The following is a 15,548-nucleotide window of genomic DNA, read 5'->3' as shown; positions in this document are numbered from 1 at the left end:
TCTTCTCGAAAGTCATGACACGGTTCCTTCTCTGAGTTGCGCAGAATGATCTTAGCATCTCGCGCGACGGGTTCGGAGGGCCGTCCACATCATCAGTTTCGACTGTCTGAAGGTTGTATCGCTCTTTCCCAGACTCTTGCAGACGGACGTCGCCAGATCGTCGACATCGTCGGACCCGGCGCGTTGGTTGGCATTGTTCTCGGCGACAAGAACCGGATGACCGCTGAAACGCTGAGTTATTGTCACATCGAGCGACAACATGGCGACGATGTCGATAAAACCTACAGCGCGATTTGCGAGGCCATGAAGCGGATCGAAGCGCACACCGTGCTCCTGGGGCGGAAGACAGCGCCTGAACGAGTGGCGAGCGCGATCCTCGATCTTTCAGAACGTTTTTCACGACCGCAGCGCGCGCATTTCGAGAGCCCTGTCTTCAACCTCTATCTCGGGCGAGGTGATCTGGCTGATTGGTTGGGCTTGTCACTTGAGACGGTAAGCCGCTGCTTTACCCGGTTCAAACGCGCTGGGCTGATCGATTTCGATGAGCCCGAAATCGTCACCCTGTTGAATACTCCGGCACTCCAAGCGATTGCAGACGGCGCCGCATCTGCCTGAGCGGGACGTCGTCACCCAGTTTTTCCATCCCCCTGCGGGTCAATATGGTCGACCCGTTATAACCATAAGGAAAGTCTTATGAAAAACCTGTTGCTTTGCACATGCGCCCTGATCGCTCTTGCGGGGCAGGCCATGGCCGATATCACCGTAACCGACGTGAAGGGGCGGAGTGTCACGGTTCCCAAGACACCCGATCGAGTCGTCCTTGGCTTCTATTATGAAGACTATCTGGCAATCGTCGGTCCGAACGCAATCGACAAGGTGGTGGCCTTGTCGCTGTCGACCTGGAAGGATTGGAGGCCGAGCCAATTTGCTGCCTATGAAAAGGCACTTCCGAAACTCGCCTCCATTTCCGATGTTGGAAACACGGAAGACAATACCTTCTCGATTGAAAAGGTGATCGCGGCGCGGCCAGATCTCGTCATCCTCGCTGCTTGGTCCTACGACGCGCTCGGCGAAAGCGTCAAACAGTTCGACGACGCCGGGATCCCGGTTGTGACCCTCGACTACAATGCCCAGTCCGTGGAGAAGCATGTTGCGTCGACGCTGGCGCTCGGCACGCTGATGGGCACACAGGACAGGGCGCAGGAGCTGGCGGATAATTACCAGGATGCCATGGCGGATATCGCAGCCCGCGTCGAGGCTGCGGGCCCGTCAAACAAGAAGGTCTATGTGGAACTCGCTCAAAAGGGGCCTTCGGAGGTTGGAAACTCCTATGGTGATACCATGTGGGGAGCGCTGGTCGACAAGCTTGGTGGCGACAACATCGCTAAGGGTCAGATCGGCAATTGGGGTCCGCTGAGCCCCGAATATGTTCTCGCGCAAAAGCCGGATCTCATCTTTCTGGCAGGTTCGGAGTGGTTGAACAAGCCACAGTCGGTCTCAGTCGGTTTTGGTGCGTCCAACGAACTCGCCCGCGAACGGATGAAAGCCTATCTGGGGCGCCCTGGCTGGTCAGAACTCCCCGCTGTGAAGAATAGTGATGTTCATGCCATCTATCATGGTGGCGCGCGCACCTTGTCCGACTATGTCTTTGCGCAATACATCGCCAAGCAATTGCACCCCGACGCCTTCAAGGATGTCAATCCGGAGCAGAACCTCAAGGACTACTACAAAGCCTGGCTGCCTATCGAAGCTGATGGCACCTTCGTCTTGTCGTATCAGGCTGTCGGCCAATGACCATTGCTATCAGAAAGGTTGACTTCGTGCGCGGCGACTATCGCCGCGCCTCCCGGTATCGTCAGTTGGGCCTCGCCCTGTCCGTCTTGGCTTTGATCGCTCTGATGCTGCTAGATTTGACGACGGGTCCATCCGGGATGCCTCTCAACGATGTGCTGAAGGGCCTTATTGCAGGGCCAGCCGGTGAGGATAGGATGACAGCAACCATTCTATGGCAGTTGAGAATGCCGCAGACGGTGATGGGGCTGGTGGTTGGAGCATGTCTGGGGCTTGCCGGCCTTCAGATGCAGACAATCCTCGACAATCCGTTGGCTAGCCCGTTCACGCTCGGCTTTTCGGCCGCAGCAGGGTTTGGTGCCGCACTTGCCATCATGTTTGGCGGGGCTCTCGCCATTCCGGACTATTTCGTCGTTCCAATCTCAGCATTTGCCATGACACTTGTGGCCTGCGGCTTGGTTTACCTCATTGCTACCTTGCGCGGCGCATCGCCTGAAATCCTTGTGCTGGGCGGGATTGCCGTTTCATTTTTCTTTCAATCGATCCAGTCGCTGTTGCAGTTTCTCGCCTCGCCGGAGGTGCTGCAGCAGATCGTCTTCTGGCTTTTTGGCAGCCTGCTGAAGGCGACATGGACGAGCGTGTCGGTCAGTGGTGCAATCCTGCTGTTCTGCCTGCCGTTTGTCGCCCGCAACTGCTGGGCACTGACCGTGCTGAAACTTGGCGACGGCAATGCTCGCAGTCTTGGCCTATCTGTCGAAAAAGTGAGGCGGGAAACCTTTCTTCTCGTGGCGTTGCTCACTGCAGCGGCTGTTTCCTTTGTTGGCACCATCGGATTCGTCGGTCTGATTGCGCCGCATGTCTGCCGACTCATCGCCGGTGAAGATCATCGTTTTGCCCTGCCATTGTCTGCAGTTATCGGTGCAGTGATCCTCGTGGGTGCATCCGTGTTTGGAAAATTCATTTCACCGGCCGCGGTCATCCCGGTCGGTATCGTCACTGCGATCGCAGGCATTCCTATGCTGTTTGCCGTGATCCTGTCTCGCGGCGCTGAGGGAGGTGTCAAGTGAGTGAAGGTCTTATCTTTGATCGGGTCGGTGTCCAGTTCGGAAGCCGCATCGTCTTGAGCGATGTTGAAGCCCAGTTTGCTCCCGGTCAGATCATCGGTCTTGTTGGACCCAATGGCTGTGGCAAATCCAGCCTGCTCGGTGCGGTCGCGGGACTATTGTCTCATCGCGGCGAGATTACTTTCAACGGCCGTGGTGTCGATGCTCAAAATCTTGGTTACATGCCGCAACACAGCCAGATCCGCGCCAGCCTTTCGGTGCTTGAGGTTGTGTTGCTCGGGCGGCATGAGCAGCTCGGATGGAGAGTGAGCGCCGATGTGCTGGAGGCGGCTTATGGTATTCTCGGCTCCTTTGGTATCGAGGATCTGGCATCGCGTCCTATCCACGCGCTTTCGGGTGGACAGCAGCAACTGGTGCTACTGGCGCAACGACTGCTGCGTGCGCCGAGATTGCTGTTGCTAGACGAAGCGACGAGTGCGCTTGATCTGGCGCATCAATTGCGGGTCTTCGAAATACTCAGAGCCTATGTCGAGCGCACGGGTGCTCTGGTGATGATTGCAATTCATGATCTCAACCTGGCTGCCCGTCACGCCGATGGCATCATGTTGCTGCGCAATGGCGGACTGGCTGGCTCAGGCCGATTTGATGACGTGGTAACGCCCCAAGTGCTTCGTTCAGTCTACGGTGTCGAAGCGGAGGTGCTAACCTCCTGCAGGACCGGCTCGGTCATCGTCCCGCTGGCGCGGGTGCGCGAAGGGTCAGTGGCTCCAATTCGGCTTAGTCCTTGAGGCTCGAGGCGCGCCGACTTGCCTCGAGCGCCGCAACGACGGCACCTGCCAGAACCAGTGGCAGGGCAAGGAGAAAGGGATGTGTCAGTGGCTCACCAAACAGGATGAGATCGGCCAGAATCGGCCACAGGATTGCCAGATACTCGAAAGGGGCAAGACGCGAGGCTTCAGTATAGCGAAAGGCCAGCGTCATGCAGATATGTGCAAAGCCCCCGAAAATGCCGGCACCTACCAGGTAGAGAAATTGAGATAGGCTCGGCGCCGCCCAGCCGAATGGCAGCGTCGCGATGCCGCCGATCATGGAGGCCACGACAAAATAGAATGCGATGGCGCCTGGACTTTCTGTCCGACTTAGGCTGCGAACCATGATCAAGGCGAATGCGGTGAGCAGACCCATTAGCAGACCAAAGCCGAAACCGATCAGGCGGGTTTCGTGCGCCGTTGATTGACCAAGTTCGGGCCATACAAGTGCCACCACGCCAAGAGTTCCCAGTATCACCCCTGCTGCCCGCCAGGCCGTGGCCCGTTCTGAAAGGATGACTACGCCCGCAATCGCTGTGAAAATCGGAGAGAGGTACCCAAGCAAGGTTGCCTCCGCGAGTGGCAGGCGGGCAATCGAGGCGAAGGATGCAAACATGGCCGCTGCGCCGAGTGCCGATCGCAGCAGGTGATCGAGCGGCCGCCTTGTCGCTAGCCCGCCAGGAAACTCACCTCTCATCCAGAGGAAAACGACGAGCGGAATGAGCGCAAACGCTGACCGAAAGAACACGATCTGTCCTACCGGGACATCGGCAGACACCGCTTTGACAAATATAGCCATAGCCGCAAACAGCGCACCTGAGAGAATGCGCAGAATGATGCCGATGGCAGGGCGGTCTAACTGCTCCTGGTTCACGCTGCTCTCATCCTTCATGTGCCACCACCACTGACTGTCTAAACCTTGGATGGGACCCGGCTCTGGTCGTCGCCAAAGCGTGCAATGTCACTGTTCGCCGGGGAAGTCGAGAGGTTGAGCGGCGGTCCGGCAGTAGCAGTCTGCCGCTGTCTCGTTGCGCACTTGACCGACGTTTGTCAGTCGCATGCAATCATTCGCGAATTGCCTGGATGCTTGATCTAGCGCAAGGATCCTGCGCCCGGAAGACGCCAATGCTCCTGCAACGATTTGCGGGAAATCTGGAATGAAACTCTTCCGTCTGGTCATGCTGCTCTGCGCCTCCCTATGCCTGGCTTACTCAGCCAGCGCGGCATCGGTGCTGCAACAGTATCTGCCTGCGGCCAAGGTCTCTGATCTCGTGCCGGACGCAGACGGTTTCGGTCCCATCCGCGCGGACCTGGCGGCCGCGCCCGTGTTGAAGGGCGGCGAGACTGTGGGCTGGGTGTTTGCCACCTCTGATTTCGTCGGCACGACTGGCTATTCTGGCAAGCCGATCCACACGCTGGTGGCGGTTGGTCTCGACGCCAAGATCATCGGCGTGAAATTGGTTAAGCATTCTGAACCCATCGTCCTGATCGGCATCCCGGAAGCCAAGGTCAAGGGCCTGGTTTCCGCATATGCTGGACTGGACCTCGTCGCGGAGGCGAAATCCGGCGGTACCGCACATGATGTGGACATCATCTCCGGCGCCACCGTTACCGTCATGGTTATCGACGACTCAATTGTCCGCTCCGGCTTAAAGGTGGCGCGGGCGCTTGGGCTTGGCGGACTGACCCCCGAAAGCGAACAGGCGGGCACGCGTTTTACGCTGGATGCGCAGGCCATCGCGCCGGCCGATTGGATGGAAGCAGAAGGGGACGGCACAATCCGGCGACTGTCGCTCGATGTCGCTCAAGTCAATGCGGCCTTTGCCGAACATGCCGATGCGCGTGCCCGCGAGCGTGCGCTGACCGAGCCGCCGGAAACGACCTTCATCGACATGCATGCGGCGCTGGTCTCGGTGCCGGCCATTGGCAAGGCCCTGCTGGGGCCGGCCGAGGAGGCCAATCTGACGGCTTGGCTGAAGGACGGCGAAAGCGCCATCGCCATCGTCGGCAGGGGGCTCTATTCGTTCAAGGGTTCCGGCTATGTGCGCGGCGGCATTTTCGACCGCATCGTGCTGATCCAGGACGACGTGTCGGTACGTTTCCGCGACCGCGATCATCGCCGACTTGGGGACATCGCGCTCTCCGGCGCGCCCGATTTCACCGAGATGGACCTTTTTCGCATACCCGCCAATGTCGGCTTCGATCCGGCCAAGCCGTTCCGCATCCAGCTTCTGGCGCATCGCGAGGTCGGGCCGATCGAGAAGGTGTTCCATACCTTCGACCTCGGCTACCAACTGCCGCAGAAATACCTGAAGCCCGTCGCCGCTCCTCCCGTCGAGGTCGCCGCCGTCGCCGATCGCGACGAGGGTTCCGCCCAGGCGGATCTATGGAAGCGCATCTGGCGCGAAAAGACGCTGGAGATCGCGGTTCTTGGCACCATGCTGTTCGTGCTGACGGCGGTGTTCTTCTTCCAGACCTATGCCGTTAGGAATGCCCGGGCCTTTTACATCTTCAGGATTGCCTTCCTCACGGTCACGCTGGTTTTCCTCGGCTGGTATGCCAATGCCCAGCTCTCCGTGGTCAACCTGATGGCGCTGTTCGGCAGCCTCGTCACCGGCTTCAGCTGGCAGGCCTTCCTGCTCGATCCCTTGACCTTCATCCTGTGGTTCTCGGTGGCGGCAGCCCTGCTGTTCTGGGGGCGCGGCGCCTATTGCGGCTGGCTCTGCCCATTCGGTGCACTGCAAGAGCTCACCAACCAGGTCGCACGCAAGCTCCACATTCCGCAATGGACCCTGCCCTGGGGACTGCATGAACGCCTCTGGCCTCTCAAATACATGATCTTTCTTGGCCTGTTTGGGGTCTCCCTGATGAGCGTCGAGCAGGCCGAACATCTGGCCGAGATCGAACCCTTCAAGACCGCGATCATCCTGAAGTTCATCCGCGCCTGGCCATTCGTTGCCTATGCGGTCGCGCTTCTTGTCGCCGGCCTGTTCGTCGAGCGCTTTTACTGCCGCTATCTCTGCCCACTGGGGGCGGCACTCGCAATCCCCGCCCGTATCCGGATGTTCGACTGGCTGAAGCGCTACCACGAGTGCGGAAATCCCTGTCAGACCTGCTCCAACCAGTGCCCGGTCCAGGCCATCCACAAGACCGGCGAGATCAATCCGAACGAATGCATCAACTGCCTGCACTGTCAGGTGCTCTACCAGTCCGAAACAGTCTGTCCCGTCGTGATCAAGAAGATGAAATCGAGGGCCAGACTCGCGGCAAGCCCCGGCGGCGCGCCACCCCACCCAACCGCCGCCAAAGTCTAACGAAGTCATAGTCTAACTGAAGAAGGACATCGATGATGGAAACGAAAGCAACCAAGGGCCTGAGCCGGCGAGAGCTGTTCAGCGCAACGGCCGGCACTGCCGTTCTGGCCGGAAGCATGGGAGCCGGTGCGCTGGGCATCGGGGCCGGCGTCATGGCGACGCCGGCGCTTGCAGCCGCCGAAGGGGATGGCTCCGTCGCGCCCGGCAAGCTCGACGACTACTACGGCTTCTGGTCCTCGGGTCAGACCGGCGAAATGCGCATTCTCGGTATCCCGTCGATGCGTGAACTGATGCGCGTGCCCGTGTTCAACCGTTGCTCGGCTACCGGCTGGGGCCAGACCAATGAATCGATCCGCATCCATCAGCGGACGATGTCCGAGAAGACCAAGAAGCAGCTCGCCGCCAACGGCAAGAAGATCCATGACAATGGCGACCTGCACCACGTCCACATGTCCTTCACCGAAGGAAAATATGACGGCCGCTTCCTGTTCATGAACGACAAGGCCAATACCCGAGTTGCCCGCGTTCGTTGCGATGTCATGAAGACCGATGCCATCCTGGAAATCCCGAATGCCAAGGGCATCCATGGCATGCGTCCGCAGAAGTGGCCCAAGACCAATTACGTCTTCTGCAACGGCGAGGACGAAGCGCCGCTTGTCAATGACGGCTCGACGATGACGGATGTGTCGACCTATGTGAACATCTTCACTGCCGTCGATGCCGAGAAGTGGGATGTCGCCTGGCAGGTCAAGGTGTCGGGCAATCTCGACAATTGCGATGCCGACTACGAAGGCAAATGGGCCTTCTCGACCAGCTACAATTCCGAAATGGGCATGAACCTGGAGGAGATGACCAAGTCCGAGATGGACCACGTTGTTGTCTTTAACCTGGCCGAAATCGAAAAGGCGATCGCCGCTGGTCAGTATGAGGAAGTCAACGGCGTTAAAGTTGTCGACGGCCGCAAGGAAGCCAAGTCGCTCTTCACGCGATACATCCCGATCGCCAACAATCCACATGGCTGCAACATGGCGCCGGACAAGAAGCACCTGTGCATCGCCGGCAAGCTTTCGCCCACCGTCACTGTGCTTGACGTGACCAAGTTCGACGCGCTGTTCTATGACAACGCCGAGCCGCGTAGCGCCGTCGTCGCCGAACCGGAACTGGGCCTTGGGCCCTTGCACACCGCCTTCGATGGTCGCGGTAATGCCTACACTTCACTATTCCTCGACAGCCAGGTGGCCAAGTGGAACATCGAGGACGCCATCAAGGCCTATGCCGGCGAGAAGATCAATCCGATCAAGGACAAAATCGACGTCCAGTACCAGCCGGGTCACTTGAAGACGGTCATGGGTGAAACGCTCGACGCTTCAAATGACTGGATGGTTTGCCTGTGCAAGTTCTCCAAGGACCGTTTCCTGAACGTCGGGCCGCTTAAGCCGGAAAACGATCAGCTGATCGATATCTCTGGCGACAAGATGAAGCTTGTACATGACGGCCCGACATTCGCAGAGCCGCATGATGCGATCGCGGTCGCGCCCTCGATCCTGCCGAACATTCGCTCCACCTGGGACCGTAACGATCCGATGTGGGCGGACACCCGAAAGCAGGCCGAGGCCGATGGCGTCAACATCGACGAGTGGACAGATGCCGTCATCCGCGATGGCAACAAGGTGCGCGTCTATATGACCTCCGTGGCTCCGGCGTTCAGCCAGGAAAGCTTCACGGTCAAGGAAGGTGACGAGGTCACGGTCATCGTCACCAATCTCGACGATATCGATGATCTGACGCATGGCTTCACCATGGGCAATCACGGTGTCGCCATCGAGATTGGGCCGCAGCAGACGAGCTCAGTCACCTTCGTTGCCGCCAATGCCGGCGTCTACTGGTATTACTGCCAATGGTTCTGCCATGCCCTGCACATGGAAATGCGCGGGCGCATGTTCGTCGAACCGAAGGAGGCCTGATCCATGCGGCTGGCCGTTGTCCTTCTCATCCTTGCTCTCCACTCGCCGCTTTCGGCTGCGGAGCGCATGGTTGCGCCGGGCACCGGCAGTCTTGCTACAGCCATCGCCGAGGCATCACCTGGCGATGTCCTCACACTGAGCGACGGGGCCTATCTCGGCCCCGTCGTCGTCGACCGCCCCTTGGTCATCACTGGCCCGCGCAGCGCGATTATCGATGGCCAGGGCTCAGGCAGCGTTTTGACGATTACCGCACCCGATGTCCGACTTACAGGTTTTACGGTGACCGGTTCCGGCCGGGTCAACCAGGAGCTCGATTCTGGGGTCAAGATCGAAAAAGGAGCCGACCGCGCCCGTGTCGAACAGCTGCTCGTCACCGGCAATATGCACGGTATCGACGTGCATGGCGGTCGGGATGTCGTGGTTGCTGACAATGAGATCATCGGGACCGACAGCCCGCGTATGAACGAGCGCGGTAATGGTATCTATGTCTGGAACAGCCCCGGCACCTTGTTGGAGAACAACAGTATTCGCTTTGGTCGTGACGGCATCTTTTCCAACGCCAGCTCCAACAGCGTCTATCGCGGCAATGTCATGCGCGACCTTCGTTTTGCCGTGCATTTTATGTACACCCGCAACACCGAGATTTCCGGCAATGTCTCGATCGGCAATCATCTTGGATTTGCCATCATGTTCTCGAACCAGGCCAGGATCCTGAACAATTTGAGCCTGGGCGATCGTGAACACGGATTGATGCTGAATTATGCCAACAATGCCGATGTCACTGGCAATCTGGTGCGTGGCGGCACAAAAAAATGTCTGTTCATCTACAACGCCCACAAAAACCTGATCTGGGACAACCGCTTTGATGGCTGCGGCATTGGCATCCACTTCACGGCCGGTTCGGAAAAGAATGTGCTGACCGGCAATGCCTTCATCGCCAACCGCGAGCAGGTGAAATATGTGGGCACCCGAAACATGGAATGGAGCCATGAGGGCAGGGGCAATTTCTGGTCAGACCATCCGGCCTTCGATCTTAATGGTGACGGCATCGCCGACAGCTTCTATCGCCCCAATGACGTGATGGACCAGATCCTTTGGTCGCAGCCTGCTGCGAGCCTGCTGATAGGCTCACCGGCGGTCCAGCTTGTGCGCTGGAGCCAGCGCGATTTTCCAGCCACCTTCCCCGGCGGTGTGCGCGACAGTGCCCCATTGATGCGCCCGCTGACGATCGCCGTGCCCGACGACGTTCTCCGCTTTGAAGCCGAGGCCGCCGGCCGCTGGGCAACAGGAAACTATGATGACACCGACCCTGACAATCTCTCAGCTCACTAAGCGCTTCCAGTCCGTAGAGGCACTGAAACAGGTCTCGCTGACCTTGGCGCCTGGAAAGCGTGCTGCGCTGCTCGGCCACAACGGCGCTGGGAAGTCGACAATGATGAAGATCATTCTTGGCCTTATTCCCTTCGACAGTGGCGAAGTCACAGTCTGCGGTGAAGCGCCGGGTTCGGCTGCCGCGCGCATGCAGGTGGCCTATCTGCCGGAAAACGTCGCCTTTCATCCGGCACTGACCGGCGAAGAGCAGATCCGCCACTATCTTTCACTACGTGGAGAGAATCCCCGCCTCGCGACCGAGCTTCTGGCCCGCGTCGGTCTTGCGCATGCGGCGCGACGGCGGATCGGCACCTATTCCAAGGGCATGCGCCAGCGCGTGGGACTCGCCCAGTCCCTGATCGGCCGCCCGCGTCTTCTGGTGCTCGATGAGCCGACCTCGGGCCTTGATCCGGTCTCGCGGCGGGATTTCTACGACCTGCTCGATGGCCTCTCGGCCGATGGCACGGCGATCCTGCTCTCCTCGCATGTCTTGACCGAGGTCGAGGCGCGCACCGACAGCATTCTCATCCTGTCGGGAGGGCAATTGGTGGCGGAAGGTACGCTTGCCGATTTGCGTGCACAGGCTGCCCTGCCGATCACGCTCCTCGTTCGTCCGGCGGAAGGGCGTGCCATTTCGCTCGCTGCGGTATTTCCGGAAGCCACTATCGGCTCTGACGGCATGCTGCGCTTCTCCTGCCCGCAGGCGGACAAGCTGCCGCTTCTTGCCAGCATCACCGCGCTCGGCCCGGAAGTTGCGGACCTTGATGTGATCCCACCCAGCCTGGAGGACATTTATAGCCATTTCAGCCGGAGGGACGGGCAATGAGCTGTATCCTCGCCACCGCGGCAAGCGAGTTCCGCATCGCGTTTCGCAATCGTTGGGTGCTGATCGCGACCGGCATGATGGTGCTTTTCGCGCTCGTACTGGCGGCTGCGGGGTCAGCGCCCACGGGTGATGTCGACGTTGACCGGCTCTCGGTGACGGTCGCCTCGCTGACTTCGCTTGCCGTCTACCTTGTTCCGCTTCTGGCGCTGCTAATGAGCTTCGATGCGGTGGCTGGCGAGGTGGAGCGCGGTACTTTGCCACTGCTGCTCACCTATCCGGTCTCGCGCCTTCAGATCCTGCTTGGCAAACTTTTGGCGCACCTGGCGATCCTCGCGCTCGCGGTAACGCTCGGCTATGGCGCAGCGCTGGTGATGGCGGTCTGGTCCGATCCGGGTGCGATTCAGGGCATCGGCTCCATGGTCCGACTGATCTGGTCTTCGGTTTTGCTGGGCGCGACCTTCCTTGGCGCGGGGTATGCGCTGTCTGCCCTAGCACAGCGCCCCTCTGGGGCAGCGGGTCTTGCGGTCGCACTCTGGCTGGTCGCCGTTGTGCTTTATGATCTCGCGCTTTTGGCTCTGATTGTCACCGATGGCGGTGGCGTCTTTACCACGCGGGCTTTGCCAGTTGCTCTGCTTGCCAATCCGGCGGATGCCTTTCGCGTCTTCAACCTGTCGGCTGGGCAGGCGGTCGCGGTTGCAGGCGGTATAGGCGGCGCTGCAGGGGCTATCCCACTCTGGCAATCCGCAGCTTCACTATTTGTCTGGCCACTGCTGGCTATCACACTGGCGCTTGCCGCTTTCAGAAAGGTGACGCCATGAGTTTGCGCATGCGATCTTTGCTACGTTCCATCATTATCCTTGGCTCGCTCTCGCTGCTGGTGGCCTGTCAGGAAAAAACTGCTCAGGATACGACACCGCAGGATATGACCGTCGAGACTCTAGGTCATTACTGCCAGATGAATCTGCTGGAGCATCCCGGCCCAAAGGGCCAGGTGTTTCTTGAGGGCATGCCTGCCCCCTTATTCTTCAGCCAGGTGCGTGATGCCATCGCCTATATGCGGGGGCCAGAGCAGATGGCGCCAATCGTTGCCGTCTACGTCAACGATATGGGAGCCACAGGCGCGACCTGGGATAATCCAGGTGACGGCAACTGGATCGCCGTCGAGAAGGCCGTCTATGTGATCGGTTCGGTCCGGCAAGGCGGCATGGGAGCGCCGGAGGCCGTGCCGTTTTCGAGCCGCGAGAAGGCCTTGCTGTTTGCTCTTGCCGAAGGCGGCAAAGTACTCTCCTTTGACGAGATTACCGACGACATGGTGCTGACCCCGGTCGACATCGAACCCAATTCGAACTCGGGGGACGGTGATGCCGAACTCCAGAACCGCTTGCGTGCCCTGCCCAACAATGCTGGAGGCTGAGCTATGCTGACAACACGTCGCCGACTAATTGCGATTTCCGCCGCGCTTGCGCTTTTGCCGACCGCCGCACGTGCAAGACAGCACAATTCGAAACGTTGGACCGGACAAGCGCTTGGCGCCCGCGCATCGCTCCGGATCGACCATCCAGACGGGGAAGCGATTGCCGCTCGCGTCATGGCCGAAATCGATCGGCTGGAGGACATTCTCAGCCTTTATCGTGCAGATAGTGCGCTAGCTCGCCTGAACAGGCAGGGCCAGCTCGACAATCCGCCCTTCGAACTTCTTGAATGCCTGTCGCTTGCCAGCGCCATGAACCGTGCCAGCGGCAGAAGGTTTGATCCGACTGTGCAGCCGCTTTGGGCAGTCTGGGCCGAAGCGGCGGCTCGAGGCACGCAACCGGACGCGCGAGCGATCGCTGCGGCGAAAGAGTTTGTTGGCTGGGAGAAGGTCGAGATGGTTTCAGCGAGGATCAGGCTTCGGCCGGGAATGGCACTAACCTTAAACGGTATTGGCCAAGGCTACGTCGCCGACCGTGTGGCTTCGTTGCTGGAAGCCGAAGGGCTGTCGGACATACTGATCGACACTGGCGAATTGCGCGCCCTTGGCGGCAGGCCGATTGGTGACGACTGGCCGGTTCGTCTAGAAGGCGGTGAGTTTGTCGGCTTACGACAACGCGCTCTCGCCACATCTTCTCCTCTTGGTACAACATTCGATGGTGCCGGACGGCAGAGCCACATTCTCGATCCCGTCAGCGGAACACCGGCACCGGCGATTTGGCGCGCTGTGTCGATTTCAGCACCCAACGCGGCAGTTGCAGATGCGCTGTCAACGACTGCTTGCCTTCTCAACGACGTAAGTCAAATTGAGCTTCTTGTACAAGGCTTCCCAGGTTCTCGATTGGAATTGGCAGTATGAGCGTCTAGAGTTCCATAATTATGCTTATGCAATCAAAGGTTGCATTGAAGAATGCCTACATATAAAGGGATCACATGATCTGTTCTAACTGACGATCCACAAGGAATTTTAAATGCGACACTGGCTGGACAAGCTGACCGACCTCGCCGCCATTCCTGGCGATGAAAGCATATTGAAGGACGCGCTAGCAAACTTTACCGAACATATCGGTTTTATAGGCTATGCCTATCTGAACATCCAGCCAGGACGCTCACTCGCAATCTCGAACTATCGTCGTGAGTTTCAATCCGACTACTTCGCGCGAGGCTATCTTGCGATAGACCCCGTCATTCGACGCGCCAAGTCCCTGAAGCGAGCCTTCACCTGGAGCATTAAGCAGGACAATCAACGACTGACCAAAGCTGAACGCTCGTTCTTTGCCCATGCAGCCGATTTCGGAATTCGCTCCGGCATCACGGTACCCGTCAGGGCCGCACATGGGTCCATGGCGATGTTTACGCTTGCCTCGGAGAAGTCGGCCATCGACCTGGACCGCGAGATCGACCCTGTCGAAGCTGCATCCGCAGTTGCGCAACTCCACGCCCGCATCAATTTTGCTGATTCGACCCCGAGTATCGAGGAGCCGATTGCTCTGGATCCCAAAGGGGCGGCCTATCTGAGTTGGATAGCTGTCGGGAAGACCATGGAGGAGGCAGCGGACCTTGAGGGCGTCAAATACAACAGCGTTCGAGTCAAAATCGCCGAAACGAAGAAGCGGTTTGACGTGCACACACTGACCCATCTCACTGCCGTCGCTATCCGCAGGAAGCTGATCTGAGCCTCAGTTCACCGACACTTTCGGAATATGACCAAGAATGGTGACCAGCGTGTTCACCACATACATCTGCGCATGCATCTCCATGCAGGACTGGATGTAAGTGAGGTGCTGCGCACCGCCCGCCTCCTTACCGGATTTGTAGGTGTCGGGCAGAGCCTGAAACAGCCGGTCTGCATCGTCGACCAGACGCCGATGGGTCCGGATAGCATCCACCGTCAAGCTCTCCAGGTCTGCCCTGGGCAGACCCTGCGTCAGCCCGTACACGGGACGCATTTCCAGTTTGTCTTCCGATGTCGGCGCGTCCGGTGTCATTCAATCCAATCTCCGGCTTGTCCGCGGTGCGCCCCCGCAAACGTTAATCCCTGATCCCAAGCCGGGGGTTGGAAACTGTGCTAGACAGTCCTGCGACCTTTAGTACCGAGGCACCTGGACATACGTCACAGGCCCCCGGCCACAATGGTCAGAGGATTCTGATGTCGAAACAGCCGACATCAACTGCTAGCAGGGGTTTCCACACCCCGAGGCAGCGCGTACTGCCCTGCCCGCCCTTATAGATGGCGGACGCTGAATTCGCCAGTGCAAACATGCACATGATCATGCTGTGGCATACTGACCTTCGCGAGCATCAATGTCATTTGGCACCGATCCCGGAGAGATCGACACGAATACCCGCCTTGTTGGGATCGTCGCTGTGGGCCGCGTCCTCAGAGGGCTTGCTCGCGTCCAATCCAGCAGAATCTGCTAACTCCTCGATAGCGTCGCTCGTGGGCTCGTCCCTACCACGTTCAGGGGCCTTCACCTCACCAGGGTCCTGCGCGCGAAATACGGCCACTCCCTCGAAATACCCCGTCTGCCAGGCGATGATCGCATCATCGAATACCTGTGGCAGCACTTCCTTCGCCGTCGGGTCGCCATACCATTTCATGACGATCCGGTAGACCTTGGCGAAGAGCGCCGAGCCCATGCGGAGATTTTCACAAGGATCGACCAGGTCCGGTTTCAGCGCTCCGGCCTCCATGATGCCAAGACCCGCCGGATATTGGGTGACGCCGACACGCACGATGTTGCGGCCGACATGCTGGCGGATCAGTTCCATCGCCTCGCCGGACGTGGCGGGCTTCGGCACCAGAACAATGCGGTTCCCGGATCGAACCGTGATCGCGAGTGGTTCCTGCGACCCCGCCCGCTCGATGAACTGTTCGACAATCGCGGGCTTTAAGCCCGGATCGGCGCATTGCTTGATGAGGGCAGCATCGACCATCT

15 protein-coding genes are annotated in these 15,548 nt (G+C 59.1%); 12 read left to right on the top strand and 3 right to left on the bottom strand.

All coding sequences use genetic code 11. The annotated features are described in order from the left end of the window. The first annotated feature begins 45 nt into the window (after nt 1–45). The 4 genes from CRO48_RS28430 (at nt 46) to CRO48_RS28415 (ending at nt 3,643) form a co-directional block, all read left to right on the top strand. Nucleotides 46–615, top strand: coding sequence for a helix-turn-helix domain-containing protein (locus CRO48_RS28430; RefSeq protein ID WP_097143050.1), 570 nt, complete (start codon nt 46–48; stop codon nt 613–615). A 78-nt stretch (nt 616–693) separates the two neighbouring features. Then, nucleotides 694–1,794, top strand: a complete 1,101-nt coding sequence (locus CRO48_RS28425; protein ID WP_097143049.1) for an ABC transporter substrate-binding protein — start codon at nt 694–696, stop codon at nt 1,792–1,794. Next, complete coding sequence (locus tag CRO48_RS28420) at nt 1,791–2,858, top strand: FecCD family ABC transporter permease (RefSeq protein WP_097143048.1); 1,068 nt, start codon at nt 1,791–1,793, stop codon at nt 2,856–2,858. The genes CRO48_RS28425 and CRO48_RS28420 overlap by 4 nt, the downstream gene beginning before the upstream one ends. Continuing rightward, nucleotides 2,855–3,643, top strand: a complete 789-nt coding sequence (locus CRO48_RS28415) for an ABC transporter ATP-binding protein (RefSeq protein ID WP_054149276.1) — start codon at nt 2,855–2,857, stop codon at nt 3,641–3,643. Before CRO48_RS28420 ends, CRO48_RS28415 begins: the two co-directional genes overlap by 4 nt. Here CRO48_RS28415 and CRO48_RS28410 read toward each other — a convergent pair. After that, nucleotides 3,633–4,556, bottom strand: a complete 924-nt coding sequence (locus CRO48_RS28410; RefSeq protein ID WP_097143047.1) for a DMT family transporter — start codon at nt 4,554–4,556, stop codon at nt 3,633–3,635. The genes CRO48_RS28415 and CRO48_RS28410 overlap by 11 nt on opposite strands. Before the next feature lie 265 nt (nt 4,557–4,821). On the opposite strand from CRO48_RS28410, the gene CRO48_RS28405 reads away from it, so the two are divergent. From CRO48_RS28405 to traR, 8 genes are all read left to right on the top strand, one after another. Next, nucleotides 4,822–6,978 carry a NosR/NirI family protein gene (locus CRO48_RS28405; protein ID WP_097143046.1) on the top strand — a complete coding sequence of 719 codons (2,157 nt, stop codon included), beginning with the start codon at nt 4,822–4,824 and terminating at the stop codon, nt 6,976–6,978. Nucleotides 6,979–7,010: 32 nt separating this feature from the next. Beyond that, complete coding sequence (gene nosZ / locus CRO48_RS28400) at nt 7,011–8,942, top strand: TAT-dependent nitrous-oxide reductase (protein WP_210202040.1); 1,932 nt, start codon at nt 7,011–7,013, stop codon at nt 8,940–8,942. 3 nt (nt 8,943–8,945) lie between these two features. Then, a complete protein-coding gene (locus tag CRO48_RS28395; RefSeq protein ID WP_097143045.1) occupies nt 8,946–10,274 on the top strand; it encodes a nitrous oxide reductase family maturation protein NosD in 1,329 nt (442 codons plus the stop codon). Beyond that, nucleotides 10,240–11,139 (top strand): ABC transporter ATP-binding protein, encoded by a 900-nt coding sequence (locus CRO48_RS28390; protein ID WP_097143044.1) that lies wholly within the window; start codon nt 10,240–10,242, stop codon nt 11,137–11,139. The genes CRO48_RS28395 and CRO48_RS28390 overlap by 35 nt, the downstream gene beginning before the upstream one ends. Beyond that, nucleotides 11,136–11,957, top strand: a complete 822-nt coding sequence (locus CRO48_RS28385) for an ABC transporter permease (RefSeq protein WP_054149282.1) — start codon at nt 11,136–11,138, stop codon at nt 11,955–11,957. Before CRO48_RS28390 ends, CRO48_RS28385 begins: the two co-directional genes overlap by 4 nt. Continuing rightward, nucleotides 11,954–12,553 (top strand): nitrous oxide reductase accessory protein NosL, encoded by a 600-nt coding sequence (locus CRO48_RS28380; protein WP_210202039.1) that lies wholly within the window; start codon nt 11,954–11,956, stop codon nt 12,551–12,553. Before CRO48_RS28385 ends, CRO48_RS28380 begins: the two co-directional genes overlap by 4 nt. Nucleotides 12,554–12,556: 3 nt before the next feature. Beyond that, nucleotides 12,557–13,468 carry an FAD:protein FMN transferase gene (locus CRO48_RS28375; protein WP_097143043.1) on the top strand — a complete coding sequence of 304 codons (912 nt, stop codon included), beginning with the start codon at nt 12,557–12,559 and terminating at the stop codon, nt 13,466–13,468. Nucleotides 13,469–13,580: 112 nt separating this feature from the next. After that, on the top strand, nt 13,581–14,285 hold the full coding sequence (gene traR, locus CRO48_RS28370; RefSeq protein WP_097143042.1) for an autoinducer-binding transcriptional regulator TraR: 705 nt from the start codon (nt 13,581–13,583) through the stop codon (nt 14,283–14,285). A 3-nt stretch (nt 14,286–14,288) separates the two neighbouring features. Here traR and CRO48_RS28365 read toward each other — a convergent pair whose 3' ends face one another. Continuing rightward, nucleotides 14,289–14,597: a transcriptional repressor TraM gene (locus CRO48_RS28365; protein WP_097143041.1), complete on the bottom strand. Its 309-nt coding sequence runs from the start codon at nt 14,595–14,597 to the stop codon at nt 14,289–14,291. 319 nt (nt 14,598–14,916) lie between these two features. Further along, nucleotides 14,917–15,546, bottom strand: coding sequence for a TraH family protein (locus tag CRO48_RS28360; protein WP_097143040.1), 630 nt, complete (start codon nt 15,544–15,546; stop codon nt 14,917–14,919). Between the last annotated feature and the right edge of the window lie 2 nt (nt 15,547–15,548).

This window comes from Rhizobium subbaraonis (genome assembly GCF_900220975.1).
GTDB lineage: Bacteria > Pseudomonadota > Alphaproteobacteria > Rhizobiales > Rhizobiaceae > Mycoplana > Mycoplana subbaraonis.
The sequence above is the reverse complement of the archived record's forward strand: the minus strand, read 5'-3'. Positions and strand labels throughout refer to the sequence as shown.